This window comes from Petrocella atlantisensis, from assembly GCF_900538275.1.
In the GTDB taxonomy this organism is placed as follows: Bacteria; Bacillota; Clostridia; order Lachnospirales; family Vallitaleaceae; genus Petrocella; species Petrocella atlantisensis.
In genome coordinates, this window is sequence record NZ_LR130778.1 from 299,773 (window position 1) to 314,673 (window position 14,901).

A 14,901-nucleotide genomic window follows, 5' to 3' on the forward strand; every position below is an offset into this window, starting at 1 on the left:
CTCCTTTATATACGTCTAACCTTACAAGTCATTTTTTGTTTCCACTTCTTGACTGTTTAATCTTAATACGTTCATCATATATTCTTTTTTTAATACAAATTCTTCATCATGGGTAAATAGGAAAAACTTCTCCTTGGTGCCCTTTTTATTACTTAAGCTCTTCTGTAGTAATCGATGTATCCATGCTATCGGAAGTAAAAATCTATACCTACCGACATAACTATAGTTCCCAATTATAACACTTGAGGGTGGAAATAACAATTCCATATAAACATCCAATTTGCTTTTTTTCTTAAAGGCATCTTTATATTTATCATATTGGTTTGCAATACGCATACGTTCAGAACCATTGCCAAAAGAGCCACCTTCCACTATGTATTCAGCAAGAATCCGGATAACTGTCGATTCAGGGTCATACAACCATTTAACTTTTCCTACATCCATTCCCAAATAATAATGGCACAATGTAGTAATAGAACGGTAAAACTCACCATACCCAATGGCCTCAAAGAAAGCCAATTGGTCGTCATGATTAATCTTATGGTATTTGGCAAAATATTTGAAATCCAGAAGAAATCTCAGTCCAAAGCCTGCCTCTTTTAAATGCTTCATCATATGTAATACAATATAAGTAAAATGCACCTCCGGTTGTGGTGCCATAATGGTTCCTACCATCGTCTCGACTTTAATTGGCTGATGCCATAACTTTTCCATAAAACGATGGACATAAGGTTCTCTATCTGAATGAAGTACTGCATGATGTAACTCAATACTCAAAGCATCATTTCTAAAAAGTCGCATCTTTATATGTATTCAACTTCGAGTCCGTAATATACTCTAATTCTAATAGCGCTTCTTTAGCCTTATCAAAATCCTCTACATGCACCAAAATATCATAGTCACCCATGCTACGGGTAAAAGGTTCTGGATAGGTCTCAGCTATAGCAATACCTTTTAAGACCAAATATTGTATCCCTTTTTGTCCAAAGATCTTTCCCACTTCACAAAGATCTTGCAAGATTTTTCTATAATCTAACTTATACATAAAAAGCTTTTTCTTGAAAAAAGAAATGTCTCCCTGACCACTCTTATATTCTAACCAATAAGCATAGAGCATCAGATTATGCTTGGCAAAAAAATCATAATCATCATCACTCAGTTTATTATTCAAAGCAATACGTGTTAAGTAATTGTAATAGGTTTTATATTCCATGGATAATCTCCCTCATTAATCCAATATTGTTATAACTAATCCCTACTGTACAGATCTCTTGTATATACTTTATCAACCACATCGGCTATCTCTTCTGTTATGCGATTAGCAACGATGACATCCGCTTGTTTCTTAAATTCTTCTAAGGACTTAACCACTTTTGAATTATAAAAATCATCAGAAGTAAGTGCCGGTTCATAGACAATCACTTCAATACCTTTTGCTTTGATTCTTTTCATAACACCCTGGACCGCTGACTGACGAAAGTTATCTGAATCTGTTTTCATGGTCAACCTGTAAATACCGACAATCTTTGGTTTTCTATTTATAATCATGTCTGCAATATGGTCTTTTCTCGTCCTGTTCGCATCCACAATAGCCGACATAATATTTTGTGGAATATCTGAATAATTGGCTAGAAGTTGCTTGGTATCCTTAGGTAAACAGTAACCACCATAACCAAAAGATGGGTTGTTATAATGACGCCCGATGCGAGGATCCATACTAACACCTTCAATGATACTACGTGTATCCAGGCCTCTTACCTCTGCATAGGAATCTAACTCATTAAAGTAAGCAACACGCAGAGCCAGATAAGTATTTGCAAAAAGTTTTATCGCTTCCGCCTCTGTTGATCCTGTAAATAGAACGTCAATATCTTCCTTGATGGCGCCTTGTTCAAGGAGATTAGCAAATACCTTTGCACGCTCTGATTTTTCTCCAATGACAATTCGAGAAGGATATAGGTTATCGTATAGTGCTTTGCCTTCTCTTAGAAATTCAGGGGAGAAAAATATATTATCGCATTCAAACTTTGCCTTTACTTCTTCTGTATAACCAACAGGTACGGTGGATTTGATGATCATAACGGCGTCCGGGTTAATCGATAACACATTCGCAATAACCGCTTCAACGGACCTGGTATTAAAATGATTCATGATAGGATCATAATTGGTCGGTGTTGATACAATGACAAATTCTGCATCTTTATAAGCCAGATAAGCATCGGTAGTAGCGGTTAGATTTAGATCTTTATTCTTAAGATAGGATTCAATCTCCGGATCGACAATTGGTGATACACCTTCATTAATCATATCTACTTTTTCTTTTATAATATCAAGTGCAATAACTTCATTGTTCTGAGCTAATAATATAGCATTGGACAGACCAACATAGCCTGCTCCTGCAACTGTTATTTTCATATAAATGCCCCCTCGTTTTTTCCTCAATTAACCATGTATGGTTAAGGTGTCAAGCCTTGTCCATAGTACTATTATAGTACTTCTTATACCATTTGACAAACTGACTTAAGCCTTCTTCAATCGTCGTCTCCGGCTTAAAATCTATGTCCTTTTCAAGATCAGATACATCTGCATAAGTTCTAAGAACATCCCCCGGTTGCATATCCATAAACACCTTCTCTGCTTCTATCTGAAGCAGCTCTTCAAGGACCTGAATAAACCGCATCAATTTTACCGGATTGTTGTTACCAATGTTATACAGTTTATAAGGTGCAAAACTTGTACTAAGATCGTCTTGACTTTCATTCCAGTCTGTTTTAGCACTCGGAATTTGATTCAGAAGCTTATGGATACCTTCCACGATATCATCTACATAGGTAAAATCCCGTTCCATCTCACCTTTGTTAAAGACTTTAATCGGCGTACCTGTTATCATATCCTTAGTAAAGGAAAAATAGGCCATATCCGGTCTTCCCCAAGGTCCATAGACAGTAAAAAAACGAAGTCCCGTTGTAGGAATGTTATAGAGATGACTATAAGTATGTGCCATCAACTCATTGGATTTTTTCGTAGCTGCGTAGAGAGACACAGGATGGTCTACATTGTGATTCGTGGAAAAAGGTACGACCTTGTTGCCACCATATACTGAACTGGAGGATGCATAGATCAGATGTTTAACCGGATTATTTCGGCATGCTTCTAGGATATTCATAAAACCAATAAGGTTTGAATCCACATAAGCATAAGGATTGGTTATGGAATACCTGACACCTGCCTGGGCAGCAAGATGAATCACATATGCCGGTCTATGTTCTCTAAAAACACAATCCACTTCAGTTTTATCTTTGATATCTGTTTTATAAAAAACAAAATTATCATACTCGGTCAACATGGCCAATCGGTCTTCCTTTAATTGTGGTTCATAATAATCGTTCATATTATCCATTCCAATAACAACGTGACCCTTTTCCAGTAGTCGTTTCGACATATGAAAGCCTATAAAGCCTGCTGCACCGGTTACCAATATCTTTGTATCCATATCTTATACCTCCGCCTTATCTATCTCTATCTATGTGGGTTTTTCTCAATCTTATTCATAATATACTCAACGATCTTTTCTGAAGATTCACCGGTCTCATTGGTTGTGTAAAAATCAAGAATCGCTTTACAATTATCAGGTATCTGATCCATATCTAGTTTTTCCAGTTCATGTATTAATTCTGTATTGTTTTCAACAATAATAAAAGGTGTGTCATCAATATCAAAATAAAAAGTTCGATCCCTGTCAATATAGGCCTCTCGGTCAGACTGGAAAAGAATAATCGGTTTATTAAGTAGTGCAAGATCACCGGCACTGGAAGAATAATCTGTTATCAAAAAATCTGTTATAAACAACAAATCATTCATATCTTCTACAAGATTACCGTTTTTGATTTTATCATAGTCCTTTGGAATGCCTTCAATACCGCCAACAGCACTATGGGCCCTTACAACACAGCACCATTCTTCCTTGAACTTATCTTCAAGTACTTCCAATATTTTCACCAAATCAATACCATCACTAGCTTGCTTCCCGCCGGATTCAGACGCTTTACGTCTTAAGGTTGGTGCATACAGGAATATCTTCACTTCAGAGCCGATACCCATGAGTTGCCTCAATTTTTTATCTATGACTTTTTTCCTTTCAGGATCATTTTTCGCCAACATATCATTTCTAGGTGTACCGTTATTAAGGGTAAGCCCATCAAATCTAAAAGCAGTCTCATGCACACTTTTTCCAAACTCCGAACCCGAAACCATAACATCACATATATCTTTTTCAAGGATACGGAAGGTTTTTGGCAAAAAGGTTGAATTATACAGAACTTTTTTGAAGCCTCGATCTCCATGCCACGTCTGAACATAGATTTGATTCTTACCTTTATATGTATATAAAGGTTTACAGAAATTATCCACCCATATTTTTGAAGTGGCTAGAACTTTTAGTGCTTCTAAGGTGCCTTCTTTCACACACTTCACATACGCCGGTACGATATCCGCTTTTTCTTCCGGGCGAAGGAAAAGCCAGACAATTTCTATTTCCGGTTGTAATGCATGAAATTTTTCTGACAACGCTCTTGGATTATCTGAATAGGATAAACCGTTAAAGCTAATAAAGACAGCCCGATTTTCATCAACACCCAGTATTTTGTTACAAAAAAACATATAAGCCTTTCTATAATAATCAAAAAGCTTGCTTACACTGCTGCCGACCAAAGGTATCTTTTTAACCCACATTTTAATTTTCTTCATTTATACGCTCCTCTTCATCAATTATTACATTTTTCTTTTTACTTTGTAGCATTTTTTTTAATTGTCCGGATTGAATGGTTTTATTAATTGTTGTACGATTAATAAAATAAATATAACCTAAGTAAATAAAAAGTATCAGAATCTTGTACATAAGATTCATCCAATAAAAAGATGATATATACTTGGTATAACTAAAATACAAGCCTATGAACATAAAACCAAGGCTGGGTAAGATGACACCCATCATTCTTAGAACGCTATAACCTATAGAGTCAAATTGCCTACTTAGATAAACCACGATTGCAACCACAATAAACTTAGCTAAAATAAACGATAACGCCGCTCCAAATGAACCTAGTAGCGGAATCAAAAGATAGGCAATTAGGATATCGGCTAAACTACCTGTCAAGGTGGCAATAAAAAGCTTCTTCGTAGCAGCCTTGTAATACATCACCACATTCACATAGAAGTAATATATGGATTTGATTGAAAACCCAATAACCAAAACCGGAATGATGGTCCAAGACATATAATAGCGCTCACTCGTTACTATCATGATGATTTCTTGAGAAAACAACCCAACACCCATATAAATAATGGAATACAGGATCAAAAGAAAATCTGAAAGCTTAACAATCTCAATCTTACTGTGCTCATCCTGATTGTTCATCGTTATAAAAAACCAAGGTTGGAAAGCCTTATTCACAGAGGTCTGAACCATATCGATGAGTGAAGCAAACTGCATAGAAATACTATATAGACCAACCAAGGCCAGTGTTCCTGACTGGTTAATCAGCACCCTAGATATTAAGCTGGCTATCCGTGTTGATAGATTATGAGGCATAAGTGGTATAGAATAAGTTAAAGTCTTTTTAAGGATTTTCCGATCTAGACCAAATGAAAAAAGATCTTCTCTTCTCAAATCATAGATCATATAAAAGAAATACAAACCATTGATGATTAATTGGGCGAGTAAAAAGCCAACCGCCCCGTATCTGAAAACCACAACAAATAAGATTTTCAAAACAACCGTCAGTCCAAATACTATGAGGTTAACAATAACCAGCTTCTTACCTTGTTGTCTTCCTTGCATAATACTTTGATGTAAAGAGTGTAGAGATACAAAAACCAGCAACAATATCGCCAAAAAAACGATTGGGAAAAATACAACACCATCAAACATCCACTTTGCAATCTGATTTCTAAAAAGAAGACAGAACAGGAAAAAAACAATATTTGAAAGGATAATAAACGTCACCAATGTACTATAAAGCTTTTTTAGCTGACCATGATCATCCTTGAAATCAGCATAAAAACGAACCGCAGCTGAATACAGCGAAAATGCAACAATGAATGTAAAAACTGCTACGAACCCGTTGATTAAACTTATAATACCAAAATCGTCCGGGGTCATAAACCTTGTGTATATTGGTAATAACAAAAATCCTACAGCTTGAATCAGCATGGCACTAAAAATATAAAAAACTGAATTTTCAAGCACTTTCTTTTTTTCGGTCATAATCCTGTCGATTCCCCTTTATCCCATTACACCAACTTAAGTGATGTTCTAATTATTCCTTGTTGGTAATTCTATCCAGTTACCCATCTCGATTTCGAAAGCCTCCGGCCGAAAAGCACCCGTACCGCTTTCATGGAAAAAGGTTAACTCACCAAAGTACAAACGGTCTTCCACGATGTAAAAGTCAACCCGAACATGAGGAAATCCTTGTGCTAATATGCGACTAAGGTCTAACATCTCCTTAAGTTTATCCGGCTTTTCAATGATATAATGAGGGTCTCTTGGGTACTTAATCTCACCCTCTAACAGGTTCCAGTCCAAGTCATAGATATTTCTCTTATGGGCTACAAAACGATCAAAATCAACCTCTATGACTTTAGGTTCACCATTAAAGCAGAAAATCTTATAGTCCCTCAGTTCGCCTACATCCATCTCTTCTAAGTATTTTTCACAAACGATTCTGGGTTTGATATCCTTATAGACCCATTCTCTTTTTGTCCAATGGTAGTTCCTTTTCAGCCAATGGCGCATTATTTTTTGGGCTTTTGGCCAATCCAACTCCTTTTTATCTTTACAGATAATATTGAACCCGGATCCATGGGTACCTTTTAAAACAAAGCTGTCTGGCAACTGATTTATGTCAATGTCTTCAACTTTGTCATAGACAGCAATCAGTTCGTTCAAATATTGTGCACCAATAGTATTCTCAATAATTTTTCTAACCTCATATTTGTCTGCACACAAGGTCGCTTTTGAATCTCTCCAATAGAGCTTCAACCATTGTAATTTATCGTTGTACTTGACTGGTGCATCTAGAATCACTTCTCTTTCCAGATGCTTTCTGAATTTTTTTTTAACCAGTTGTTCATCTGTCATACAATATTTACTATAGGTTTCCTTTATACTTTCATAAATATACTTGTTCGTTTCATGTTCTAGAATTATTTTTTTTATTATTTTTTTCATAAATTCTCCTTGTTTTTCCTAAGTGACCCAATCTCCATATTTGTTTTTGTTTTGATTGAAATATAGGCACTTGCAACAGACATTATTATGACAAAATGTTTAGATTCATAGTAGACCAAAGATGTTCCGATAAAGAAGTAAGCAATAATGATACCGATAAATGTATACTTAAGCATTTCTTCATTTTCAAATAACCTAAGTTTCATCATATCCCATATAACACTAAGATGACCTAAATAGTAAACCAGCAATCCTATCAGGCCGGTACCAACCAAAACCTCAATGAAATTATTATGAGCATAAGTGTACCTACCACCTGGAGAATCAACATATAACTCCCTATAATTATTGATACCAAAACCGAAAAGAGGCCTCTCTTTCCAGTACTCGATTCCTTGAAAAATCATATATGACCTCGCATTCATAGACCCTTCGTCTGTTCCTCTTCCGGTGATGAAATTAAACATATTTTCAATTCGTTCGCCCAAGATATCATAGAAAATTGGGTTGTTAAATATAATATAGTACCCAATCCACAGAAACAAAATAATCATAAGAATTGCCTTGGTACGATTCATGTAACTATCTTTATTCTTTAAGTAAATAATCATCACAATGTTTAAAAATAAAAACAAAATAGATTTTCTAGATCCTGTAAGGATGATAACACCCACCATAACAAGAAATATAGGTATATAAATAAACTTTTGTTCCGTAACAATTAAATAAAATGCGAATATAGATGAAATGCCAATAATCATGCCAACTTCATTTTGATTACCCAGTTCACCACCCATTCTAGATAATACATCGAAATTTGAAATATTTAGAATATAAACACTAGCACAAAAGCCTGAGAAGATAAAATATCGAATTATTTCATTGATTTTTTTACAGTCATCAAGGTAATTAACTAGAGAGAAAGACAATATAAGCAGTTGTATTAAAGTTATAGATTTAGAAAGCACCAGGTTGGCATCAATTGCAATAAAATAGGTTGTCAAACAAACTATAATAAAAGCAGTAGACATGATTACATATTGACTGATAAGTAAATTCTTATTCTGAAGTATAATTTCAATCCATATCAAAGCAACCATCACTAGGCCAATTATATTGCTATAAATATAATAATCTACTCTAAACGTAAATAAATAAAGAGAAAAAATATAAAGAAACAAAACTACTCGAATTATACCAGTCCATGTTTTAGATTCCATAATAAACCCCAATCATAAAATTTCTTCCCACAGTTTCATTATCTTGTCTACGCCAAATCCAATAGCTCTGCTTTTCGCCTTCTTTGCGTATGACTCACGTAGTGTTTGGTCTTCAATAATTTTAATCATAGTCGATGATAAACACCTTTCCTCTTTTGTCAGAGCATCTGATGCCATATACATCACACCGTCACACTCCGGCGTTAAGATACCGTAGGTTTCATATGTAGTATCTGTGCAGATGGTATCAAGTGGGGTGTCCGGTGCCAAGATTTCCCTTGGACCTGATATGCAATCCGAAGCAATTACCGGTAATCCGCATATCATGGCTTCACATAAGGCGTTAGGAAACCCTTCATAAAGAGAAGGCAAAACAAAAACAGAGGCTTTTTCAAAATACTTATAGGGATTTTTTTGAAATCCAAGAAAATGAACATCCGTCTCTATTTGTAAGTCTTTTGCCAGTTGACTTAAGTATCCGCTTAATTCGCCTTTACCCAGTATAATCAACTTGGCATCTTTGATTACCTTTTTCACCTCAGCAAAAGCCCTTATAAGGTGCCAATGACCTTTTTGACTATCTAGTCTTCCAGCGGTGATGACTGTCGGATGTGTGAATATTGCTAATTCCTCATCCATCATAGGGTCACTGGACAATTTCTCAATAACCGCCAATTCATAAGGGTTGTAGATTGCCATAATCTGATGTTTTTGATCGAAACCATATTTCTTCACCAAATCATTACAGATGACTTGAGAAACCGCCACGATTTTATCCGCTTTTTTATACAGGTGTCTCATGGCCATATTGTTAAGGGCACCCATCAAGCCCCTATTATTTTTCTCCATATTGTTTCGAACGGATACTATAGTCCTACCCCGTCCTCTTGATAGAAGATTCAATATATTAGAACCATTGAGCATACTTATGGAAGTGTCAATGGCCAGTACTTTCTTTAGTTTTCTGGTCTTAACCAATCTTTGTATAAGATTCATGCCTTTTATAAGGGGGTTCGTAGATGCGCCTGATTTCAAAGATATCAGTTCACCGGAATACGCATAATCCTGAATCTTATCATCATTTACAATCACATAGACTTTGTGTCCGGCATTATGAAACGCGTTAGATAGTATGGTCGCCACTTTTTCAGCCCCGCCTGTGCCGATTTGGGGAATAATAATTGCAATATGCTTCATATCAAAAACTCCTTCATGTACCCTATCCTATAATCGTATATCAAAAAATGCCAAGCACATCTTGTTAACAAATGGAAGGGTGACTACAACACAACGTATGGTTTCTTTGCGAAGATAGTACAAGCTTCTATAACTTTCTTCCACATGTATCTTACCTTCTGTTGATACAAAGGCAATCGTCTCTCCCGCCATCACAAGTCCAAAACCACCGTCATCTACTTGAACATCACAGGGTGTATGAAAAAGAAAAGTACATGTTTGTCGATCTGCCTTTACCTTTACCTTGTCTATTAGTTTATAGCCAAATTCGGCATGCTTAATGATTCTGGTGTGTCGGTAACCATTTTGTGATACTATCGTGCCTTGTATTTGTTTATGATTATAAATCATTTTTTCTCTCTTGGTCCAATTCATAACCATAAAAGCACCTTTTTTGTTCATCTGATCCAGATCCGGAATCACAGCTGTATTATGACCGGCTGTAGATGCCAAGTACTTACCAAGATCACTGGCATAAGAATACGTGCCTGCATCACAAAAAATATTAATGCCCTTATGCCATAACTCTATGTGCAACTGATCCATATGGGCAGGTCTGGTTTTATAATCTTGGGCATAGGTCATAACGAACCCATCTTTGTGTCTCAGCGTGAAGAAGCCGGACGCCATAAAGTTAGAAGGAACACGGTATACCCGAGCAACCGGCATATGCATTTCACCTATAAACCAGAGCATTTCTTCATCATATGGACCATAATCATACAATCTTTTTCCTTCAATCAGCCCATATATGGTGCCTAGAACCGGTCTATAATCTCGATAGCCACAGGTGGTAAGGGGGAAAATCAGGGCACCATCATTGGAACCATAATTCGGTAAGTCTCCATCTTCTGTCTGAACCTGAAACAATTGTAAAACACTTTTCTTAATCAATTCCGACTGTGCTATACTCAGACCCGTTTTATGACTCACTTTATAGAGACATTCAACAATCTGAAGGGTAAACCGATGGTAATTGAAAGAATATTGACTAAAGCCACCATCGGACATAAATTGATTTTCAATCTCTTTGTCCATCAAAGTATAGCCTTTCCTCACCCGTCTAAAGTCTTCACAACACCATGCACCAACAATCATACCCAGTATTTCTGTAAAGGTGTGGTTGTTTTTAATGCATTTATGGGCATAGAAGAAATTCGATAACACTTTTTTATAGCTTCCTTCAACCAATAACTTAACCGCATCCTCATCTGTCTGATCTGTTAGATCGTAGCCCGAGAAAACGCTGTAAGCCATGAGAACATTCACCATACGCAATGAAGCTTCTTGTCCGCATTTAAAATTGGCGCCATAGCCATATGGATTATGCTTCAGCCAGTCCTTCAGTTGCATAGAAAAGGTCTTATAATACTTAGCATCTCCTGTCAACATATAGGCTCTGGCAAAATACAAAAAATGTGTCAACCTGGAAGCTTCCCAAACCACTTTGATGTCCCCAAGACTTTGATCAAAATCAGGGATTTTATACCATTTGATATCTGAGGGCCCCGTCACACCCGTCAAAGGGTTCATATGCCAAAGTATGGGTTGACCGTAATCAAGCTTAATTGAAGAAAAACCGGTCATAATACCTTCTATGCCTTCATCCGCCTTGGTTATCACATCTGCTTTTTCTGCCTCATCTAAGTGACTCAAAAAGGCGCTGATGCTTGGCAAATCAAAGTCAAACATATCCACCCTTTTCACAAACACCTTTTTCTCAAAGAATTCTTCTGTAGCCGGTAGGATTGCCATCATTTTTAATTTTCCGGCATACAACAATCGGTTGATTGTCCACACAATGCCATATTCAGTTAGTATGGAACGTATTGATTTTATCATCTTATAAACTCTCAATCACAGAAACCAGTTTATTTGTTAACGCCTTATAATCAAAATCACGGACACCCATTCTTCCGTTATGGCCCATTTGGTCATAGGCTTCTTTTGGCAGTTCATACAATTGCAGGACAGCCTTAGCAAGATTTTCAGGTCGATCCTCATCTAAGGACAGACCACAATCATACCGGTCAATCAGAGAATACCCCATCTTAACAGTGGATATTATGGGTTTGCCTGAAGCCATATATTCAAAAAGCTTATTGGAGCTGTTCCCTCTTGACCAATTATACATGCTTTGTGAATAGTTAAGAATATTAACAGAAGCCTTACTCAGGACATAAGGAATGTACTGTTTTTCAATATAACCTTTGAAGACAACATTGGTTAAGCCTTCATCGACGGCTCTTTTTTTCAGTCTATCTAATTGATTGCCGTCACCATAGATATAGAACCGGATTGCCTTATGATCTAATAGATGCTCAGCCGCATCCAGTATATTATCCACGTTGTTAACGGGTCTTATGGCACCTGCATAGATGACCTTAAAATGGTCACCTTCAAGGTCCGGATCATCGATGATGTCTTCCTTCATTCTCCGGTCAAAAGCCTTTAAATCCACACCATTATTAATATAATGGCATTTCTTAAGATCCACCTGACCGCCTTGTTCTATATCCCATTTTTTATCTGTCAGATAGGTATAGTCCCCTTCTTTAAGAAAAATCATGGCGTCTGCATGTTTGTAAATCCAGTATTCACCCTTAACCAACAGCCGACCTATCAGACTTTTTTCTTTCAGTCTTCCACCAATAAAAAAAACTTCAGGCCAAAAATCCCTAACCTCACATATGCAGGGCACTTTAAGCTTCTTAGAAGCTTTTATACCGGCGAGCATGGCTAAGGGATGCGGCGATGAAGCAATAATCAGATTCGGCTTATTACCTTGTTTTGACATACGTTTGATGACTTTAAGAACATTTCTATAATAATCCAACATATTCATAATACGCTTGATACCATTGTCGGAAGAGGATAAGGTTTTAACAAATGTAAAACCAACACCTTTTTCTTTTTTAGTCAAAAACAATCGGCGGTCATCAATCAAGTTATAGTTAGCGTAATGCAAATGTGAAGCCGCAAACACTTCAACCTCATAACCGAGAGGTTGAAGGTTCAGAGCAAAATCATAAGGTCTTGTAAATCCATTTAAACTTGGTGGTGTTGCAGTATGGTGCAAAATCCATATCTTTTTATCTGTATGATCGGTCATAGTTACCTCTTCTTGTCTTAATCCATATTATGATACCCTATCGTCCCCTAAGCTAACCGCTTTTTTACTGTTGGTTTCTGTCTCCACAACACTGCTATTTAAGGAGGTAATGATGCAACCATAAGATGTCATAACTCTGTTTAAAGCCTTCTTTTTCAAATAAGCATCAAAATCTATATCTTCATCCGAGCCGGCTGAAGCTTCTTTTGTTAATATAACCTTCAGTGTCTTAATGATAATCTTAATATCCAGAAGAAATGTATAATTCTTAATGTACATAAGATCGTACCTTAACTTGTCCTCAAAGGAGGTGGTGTATTTGCCAAGCACTTGTGCCAGACCTGTTATACCGGCTTTGACCGCTGTACGATACTCAAATGAAGGTGTTGTTTCTACAAATTGTTTTACGAAAAAATCCCGCTCCGGTCTTGGACCAACGATGCTCATGGTTCCGTTTAACACATTGATCAATTGAGGTATCTCATCCAATCGTGTTGAACGCAGAAAGTGACCGATTTTTGTAATTCTTGGGTCTTTAGCCGTTGCCAGTACCGGTCCTGTCATCTCTTCCGCATTCAGGACCATGGTCCTGAATTTGAAGACGTGGAATTTCTTATTGCCGGCAGTCAAACGTTCCTGCTTAAAGAAAACCGGCCCTGAATCTGTCAGCTTAATAATAACACTTACAATAATGAGTATTGGTAATGCCAACAAAAAGCCTATACTGGCCACAACAATATCAAAGACACGTTTAACAAACTTTTGCTCATTTGTTAAGCCAAAACGGCTTAAATTGAAAATCGGTACGTCCTCGACTTGAATAAAGTTCGCCTTATTCAAGTTAATGGAGAAAATATCCGGAATCATGAAGACATTCTTATTATGTCTCATGCAGTATATGAAAATCTCTTCACTATGTTTACTCTGGACACCACTACATAATAAAACATGGTCCACCGTTCCCATAAGTTCAAAGGCATTCTCGATACCATTTTCATAATCATAGATATAGCGAATGTTAAACAAATGCCCCTGTTCCTCAAGAATCTTCATTGTATATGACTTAGCTTGGTCCAGATCACCAATAATCATAATGCTCTGTTTGCTATGCATGGTTTTTCTTACATACCATGTAATCACCCGCCACAATGAGATGGTCACTAATTGGAACAGACCGGCAGATAGAATAATCCATAAAGGCAGTCTAAAAACCTCTAAAAAACCTACGATGAATAATCCGATGATTGTGTTACTTACGACAATCAAAACAATGGATAATATAATATCCGATATTTGTCTATAAAATATATTACGGTACATATCAAAGGTCAACATCAAAACCAATACAATTAAGCCGCCAAGCGGTACATATAACCATAAATGGTCTTCCATGGCTTGATTATACCCTAAAAGCCATTCTGCGACCTTAATAATCAATGCGTAACTGCCTAAAAATAAGAGTAAATCGCCCATAGCAGTTACAAAAACCAAACTCTTAACTTTAAATACTTTCAAATGACCACTCCTCACCTGCAAGAACAAAGCTTACACTGCCATCCACTTCTATTAATACTTTTTTACCACTTCTTTCTATGAGTGCCTTGGTATCTCGAATCTTATCTATCATCCCGGCTTCCATAGACTTGCCATAACCGCCCGGTTGATTCATCATAAGTAATACCATATATATATCATTTAAATAAGGTAAAAGGACACAAGGATCTGTTTCAGGTTTTAGAGCAATGCCAATCTTGACTTTTTTCTTTTTGAGCATGCTAATAATCTGGTCCAGATTCTCAATGCCTTCATAGTGTACTGTTATAATATCCCTTTGATCCAATTCAAATCGATCAAAGAACTTCTCTGGATGATAAGCCATCATATGAACATCAAGAGGTATGTCTACCATCCGTCTGATTTGGTTCACCATATCTATGCCAAATGTAATATTCGGTACATAATGTCCGTCCATAATGTCAACATGAATCCAATCTGCTTTTGCAGCTTCCAATTGATATATCATTTTTTCAATATTCAACCAATCCCCACACATAATGGATGGCGATATCTTTTTATTAAATCTACTCATAGTTACGACCCCC

At 36.6% G+C, this 14,901-nt stretch carries 13 protein-coding genes; all 13 read right to left on the bottom strand.

Annotated elements, in window-relative coordinates; genetic code table 11:
- Nucleotides 1–21: 21 nt before the first annotated feature.
- From PATL70BA_RS01540 to PATL70BA_RS01600, 13 genes are read right to left on the bottom strand one after another with little or no spacing between them, the layout of a single operon-like run.
- The gene (locus PATL70BA_RS01540) at nt 22–801 is read right to left on the bottom strand and encodes a nucleotidyltransferase family protein (RefSeq protein WP_125135719.1); all 780 of its coding nucleotides are present in this window, start codon (nt 799–801) and stop codon (nt 22–24) included.
- The gene (locus PATL70BA_RS16695; RefSeq protein ID WP_125135720.1) at nt 788–1,213 is read right to left on the bottom strand and encodes a nucleotidyltransferase family protein; all 426 of its coding nucleotides are present in this window, start codon (nt 1,211–1,213) and stop codon (nt 788–790) included. The genes PATL70BA_RS01540 and PATL70BA_RS16695 overlap by 14 nt, the downstream gene beginning before the upstream one ends.
- A gap of 35 nt (nt 1,214–1,248) precedes the next feature.
- A complete protein-coding gene (locus PATL70BA_RS01550) occupies nt 1,249–2,415 on the bottom strand; it encodes a nucleotide sugar dehydrogenase (RefSeq protein ID WP_125135721.1) in 1,167 nt (388 codons plus the stop codon).
- 49 nt (nt 2,416–2,464) lie between these two features.
- Nucleotides 2,465–3,493: an NAD-dependent epimerase gene (locus PATL70BA_RS01555; RefSeq protein ID WP_125135722.1), complete on the bottom strand. Its 1,029-nt coding sequence runs from the start codon at nt 3,491–3,493 to the stop codon at nt 2,465–2,467.
- A gap of 26 nt (nt 3,494–3,519) precedes the next feature.
- Complete coding sequence (locus PATL70BA_RS01560) at nt 3,520–4,746, bottom strand: CDP-glycerol glycerophosphotransferase family protein (RefSeq protein ID WP_125135723.1); 1,227 nt, start codon at nt 4,744–4,746, stop codon at nt 3,520–3,522.
- Nucleotides 4,733–6,265 (bottom strand): oligosaccharide flippase family protein, encoded by a 1,533-nt coding sequence (locus tag PATL70BA_RS01565; protein ID WP_125135724.1) that lies wholly within the window; start codon nt 6,263–6,265, stop codon nt 4,733–4,735. Before PATL70BA_RS01565 ends, PATL70BA_RS01560 begins: the two co-directional genes overlap by 14 nt.
- A gap of 48 nt (nt 6,266–6,313) precedes the next feature.
- The gene (locus PATL70BA_RS01570) at nt 6,314–7,231 is read right to left on the bottom strand and encodes an ATP-grasp fold amidoligase family protein (RefSeq protein ID WP_125135725.1); all 918 of its coding nucleotides are present in this window, start codon (nt 7,229–7,231) and stop codon (nt 6,314–6,316) included.
- Nucleotides 7,228–8,451, bottom strand: a complete 1,224-nt coding sequence (locus tag PATL70BA_RS01575) for an O-antigen ligase family protein (protein ID WP_125135726.1) — start codon at nt 8,449–8,451, stop codon at nt 7,228–7,230. Before PATL70BA_RS01575 ends, PATL70BA_RS01570 begins: the two co-directional genes overlap by 4 nt.
- A gap of 12 nt (nt 8,452–8,463) precedes the next feature.
- Nucleotides 8,464–9,648, bottom strand: coding sequence for a glycosyltransferase (locus PATL70BA_RS01580; RefSeq protein ID WP_125135727.1), 1,185 nt, complete (start codon nt 9,646–9,648; stop codon nt 8,464–8,466).
- A 27-nt stretch (nt 9,649–9,675) separates the two neighbouring features.
- A complete protein-coding gene (locus PATL70BA_RS01585) occupies nt 9,676–11,529 on the bottom strand; it encodes an alginate lyase family protein (RefSeq protein WP_125135728.1) in 1,854 nt (617 codons plus the stop codon).
- A 1-nt stretch (nt 11,530) separates the two neighbouring features.
- Nucleotides 11,531–12,799 carry a glycosyltransferase family 4 protein gene (locus PATL70BA_RS01590; RefSeq protein WP_125135729.1) on the bottom strand — a complete coding sequence of 423 codons (1,269 nt, stop codon included), beginning with the start codon at nt 12,797–12,799 and terminating at the stop codon, nt 11,531–11,533.
- A 27-nt stretch (nt 12,800–12,826) separates the two neighbouring features.
- A complete protein-coding gene (locus tag PATL70BA_RS01595) occupies nt 12,827–14,314 on the bottom strand; it encodes a sugar transferase (RefSeq protein ID WP_125135730.1) in 1,488 nt (495 codons plus the stop codon).
- On the bottom strand, nt 14,301–14,888 hold the full coding sequence (locus tag PATL70BA_RS01600) for a ribulose-phosphate 3-epimerase (protein WP_125135731.1): 588 nt from the start codon (nt 14,886–14,888) through the stop codon (nt 14,301–14,303). The genes PATL70BA_RS01595 and PATL70BA_RS01600 overlap by 14 nt, the downstream gene beginning before the upstream one ends.
- Nucleotides 14,889–14,901 lie beyond the last annotated feature (13 nt).

Coding starts and splice junctions, on each gene's coding strand:
- PATL70BA_RS01540 (WP_125135719.1), bottom strand. CDS start 801: ATGCGACTTTTTAGAAATGATGCTTTGAGTATTGAGTTACATCATGCA.
- PATL70BA_RS16695 (WP_125135720.1), bottom strand. CDS start 1,213: ATGGAATATAAAACCTATTACAATTACTTAACACGTATTGCTTTGAAT.
- PATL70BA_RS01550 (WP_125135721.1), bottom strand. CDS start 2,415: ATGAAAATAACAGTTGCAGGAGCAGGCTATGTTGGTCTGTCCAATGCT.
- PATL70BA_RS01555 (WP_125135722.1), bottom strand. CDS start 3,493: ATGGATACAAAGATATTGGTAACCGGTGCAGCAGGCTTTATAGGCTTT.
- PATL70BA_RS01560 (WP_125135723.1), bottom strand. CDS start 4,746: ATGAAGAAAATTAAAATGTGGGTTAAAAAGATACCTTTGGTCGGCAGC.
- PATL70BA_RS01565 (WP_125135724.1), bottom strand. CDS start 6,265: ATGACCGAAAAAAAGAAAGTGCTTGAAAATTCAGTTTTTTATATTTTT.
- PATL70BA_RS01570 (WP_125135725.1), bottom strand. CDS start 7,231: ATGAAAAAAATAATAAAAAAAATAATTCTAGAACATGAAACGAACAAG.
- PATL70BA_RS01575 (WP_125135726.1), bottom strand. CDS start 8,451: ATGGAATCTAAAACATGGACTGGTATAATTCGAGTAGTTTTGTTTCTT.
- PATL70BA_RS01580 (WP_125135727.1), bottom strand. CDS start 9,648: ATGAAGCATATTGCAATTATTATTCCCCAAATCGGCACAGGCGGGGCT.
- PATL70BA_RS01585 (WP_125135728.1), bottom strand. CDS start 11,529: ATGATAAAATCAATACGTTCCATACTAACTGAATATGGCATTGTGTGG.
- PATL70BA_RS01590 (WP_125135729.1), bottom strand. CDS start 12,799: ATGACCGATCATACAGATAAAAAGATATGGATTTTGCACCATACTGCA.
- PATL70BA_RS01600 (WP_125135731.1), bottom strand. CDS start 14,888: ATGAGTAGATTTAATAAAAAGATATCGCCATCCATTATGTGTGGGGAT.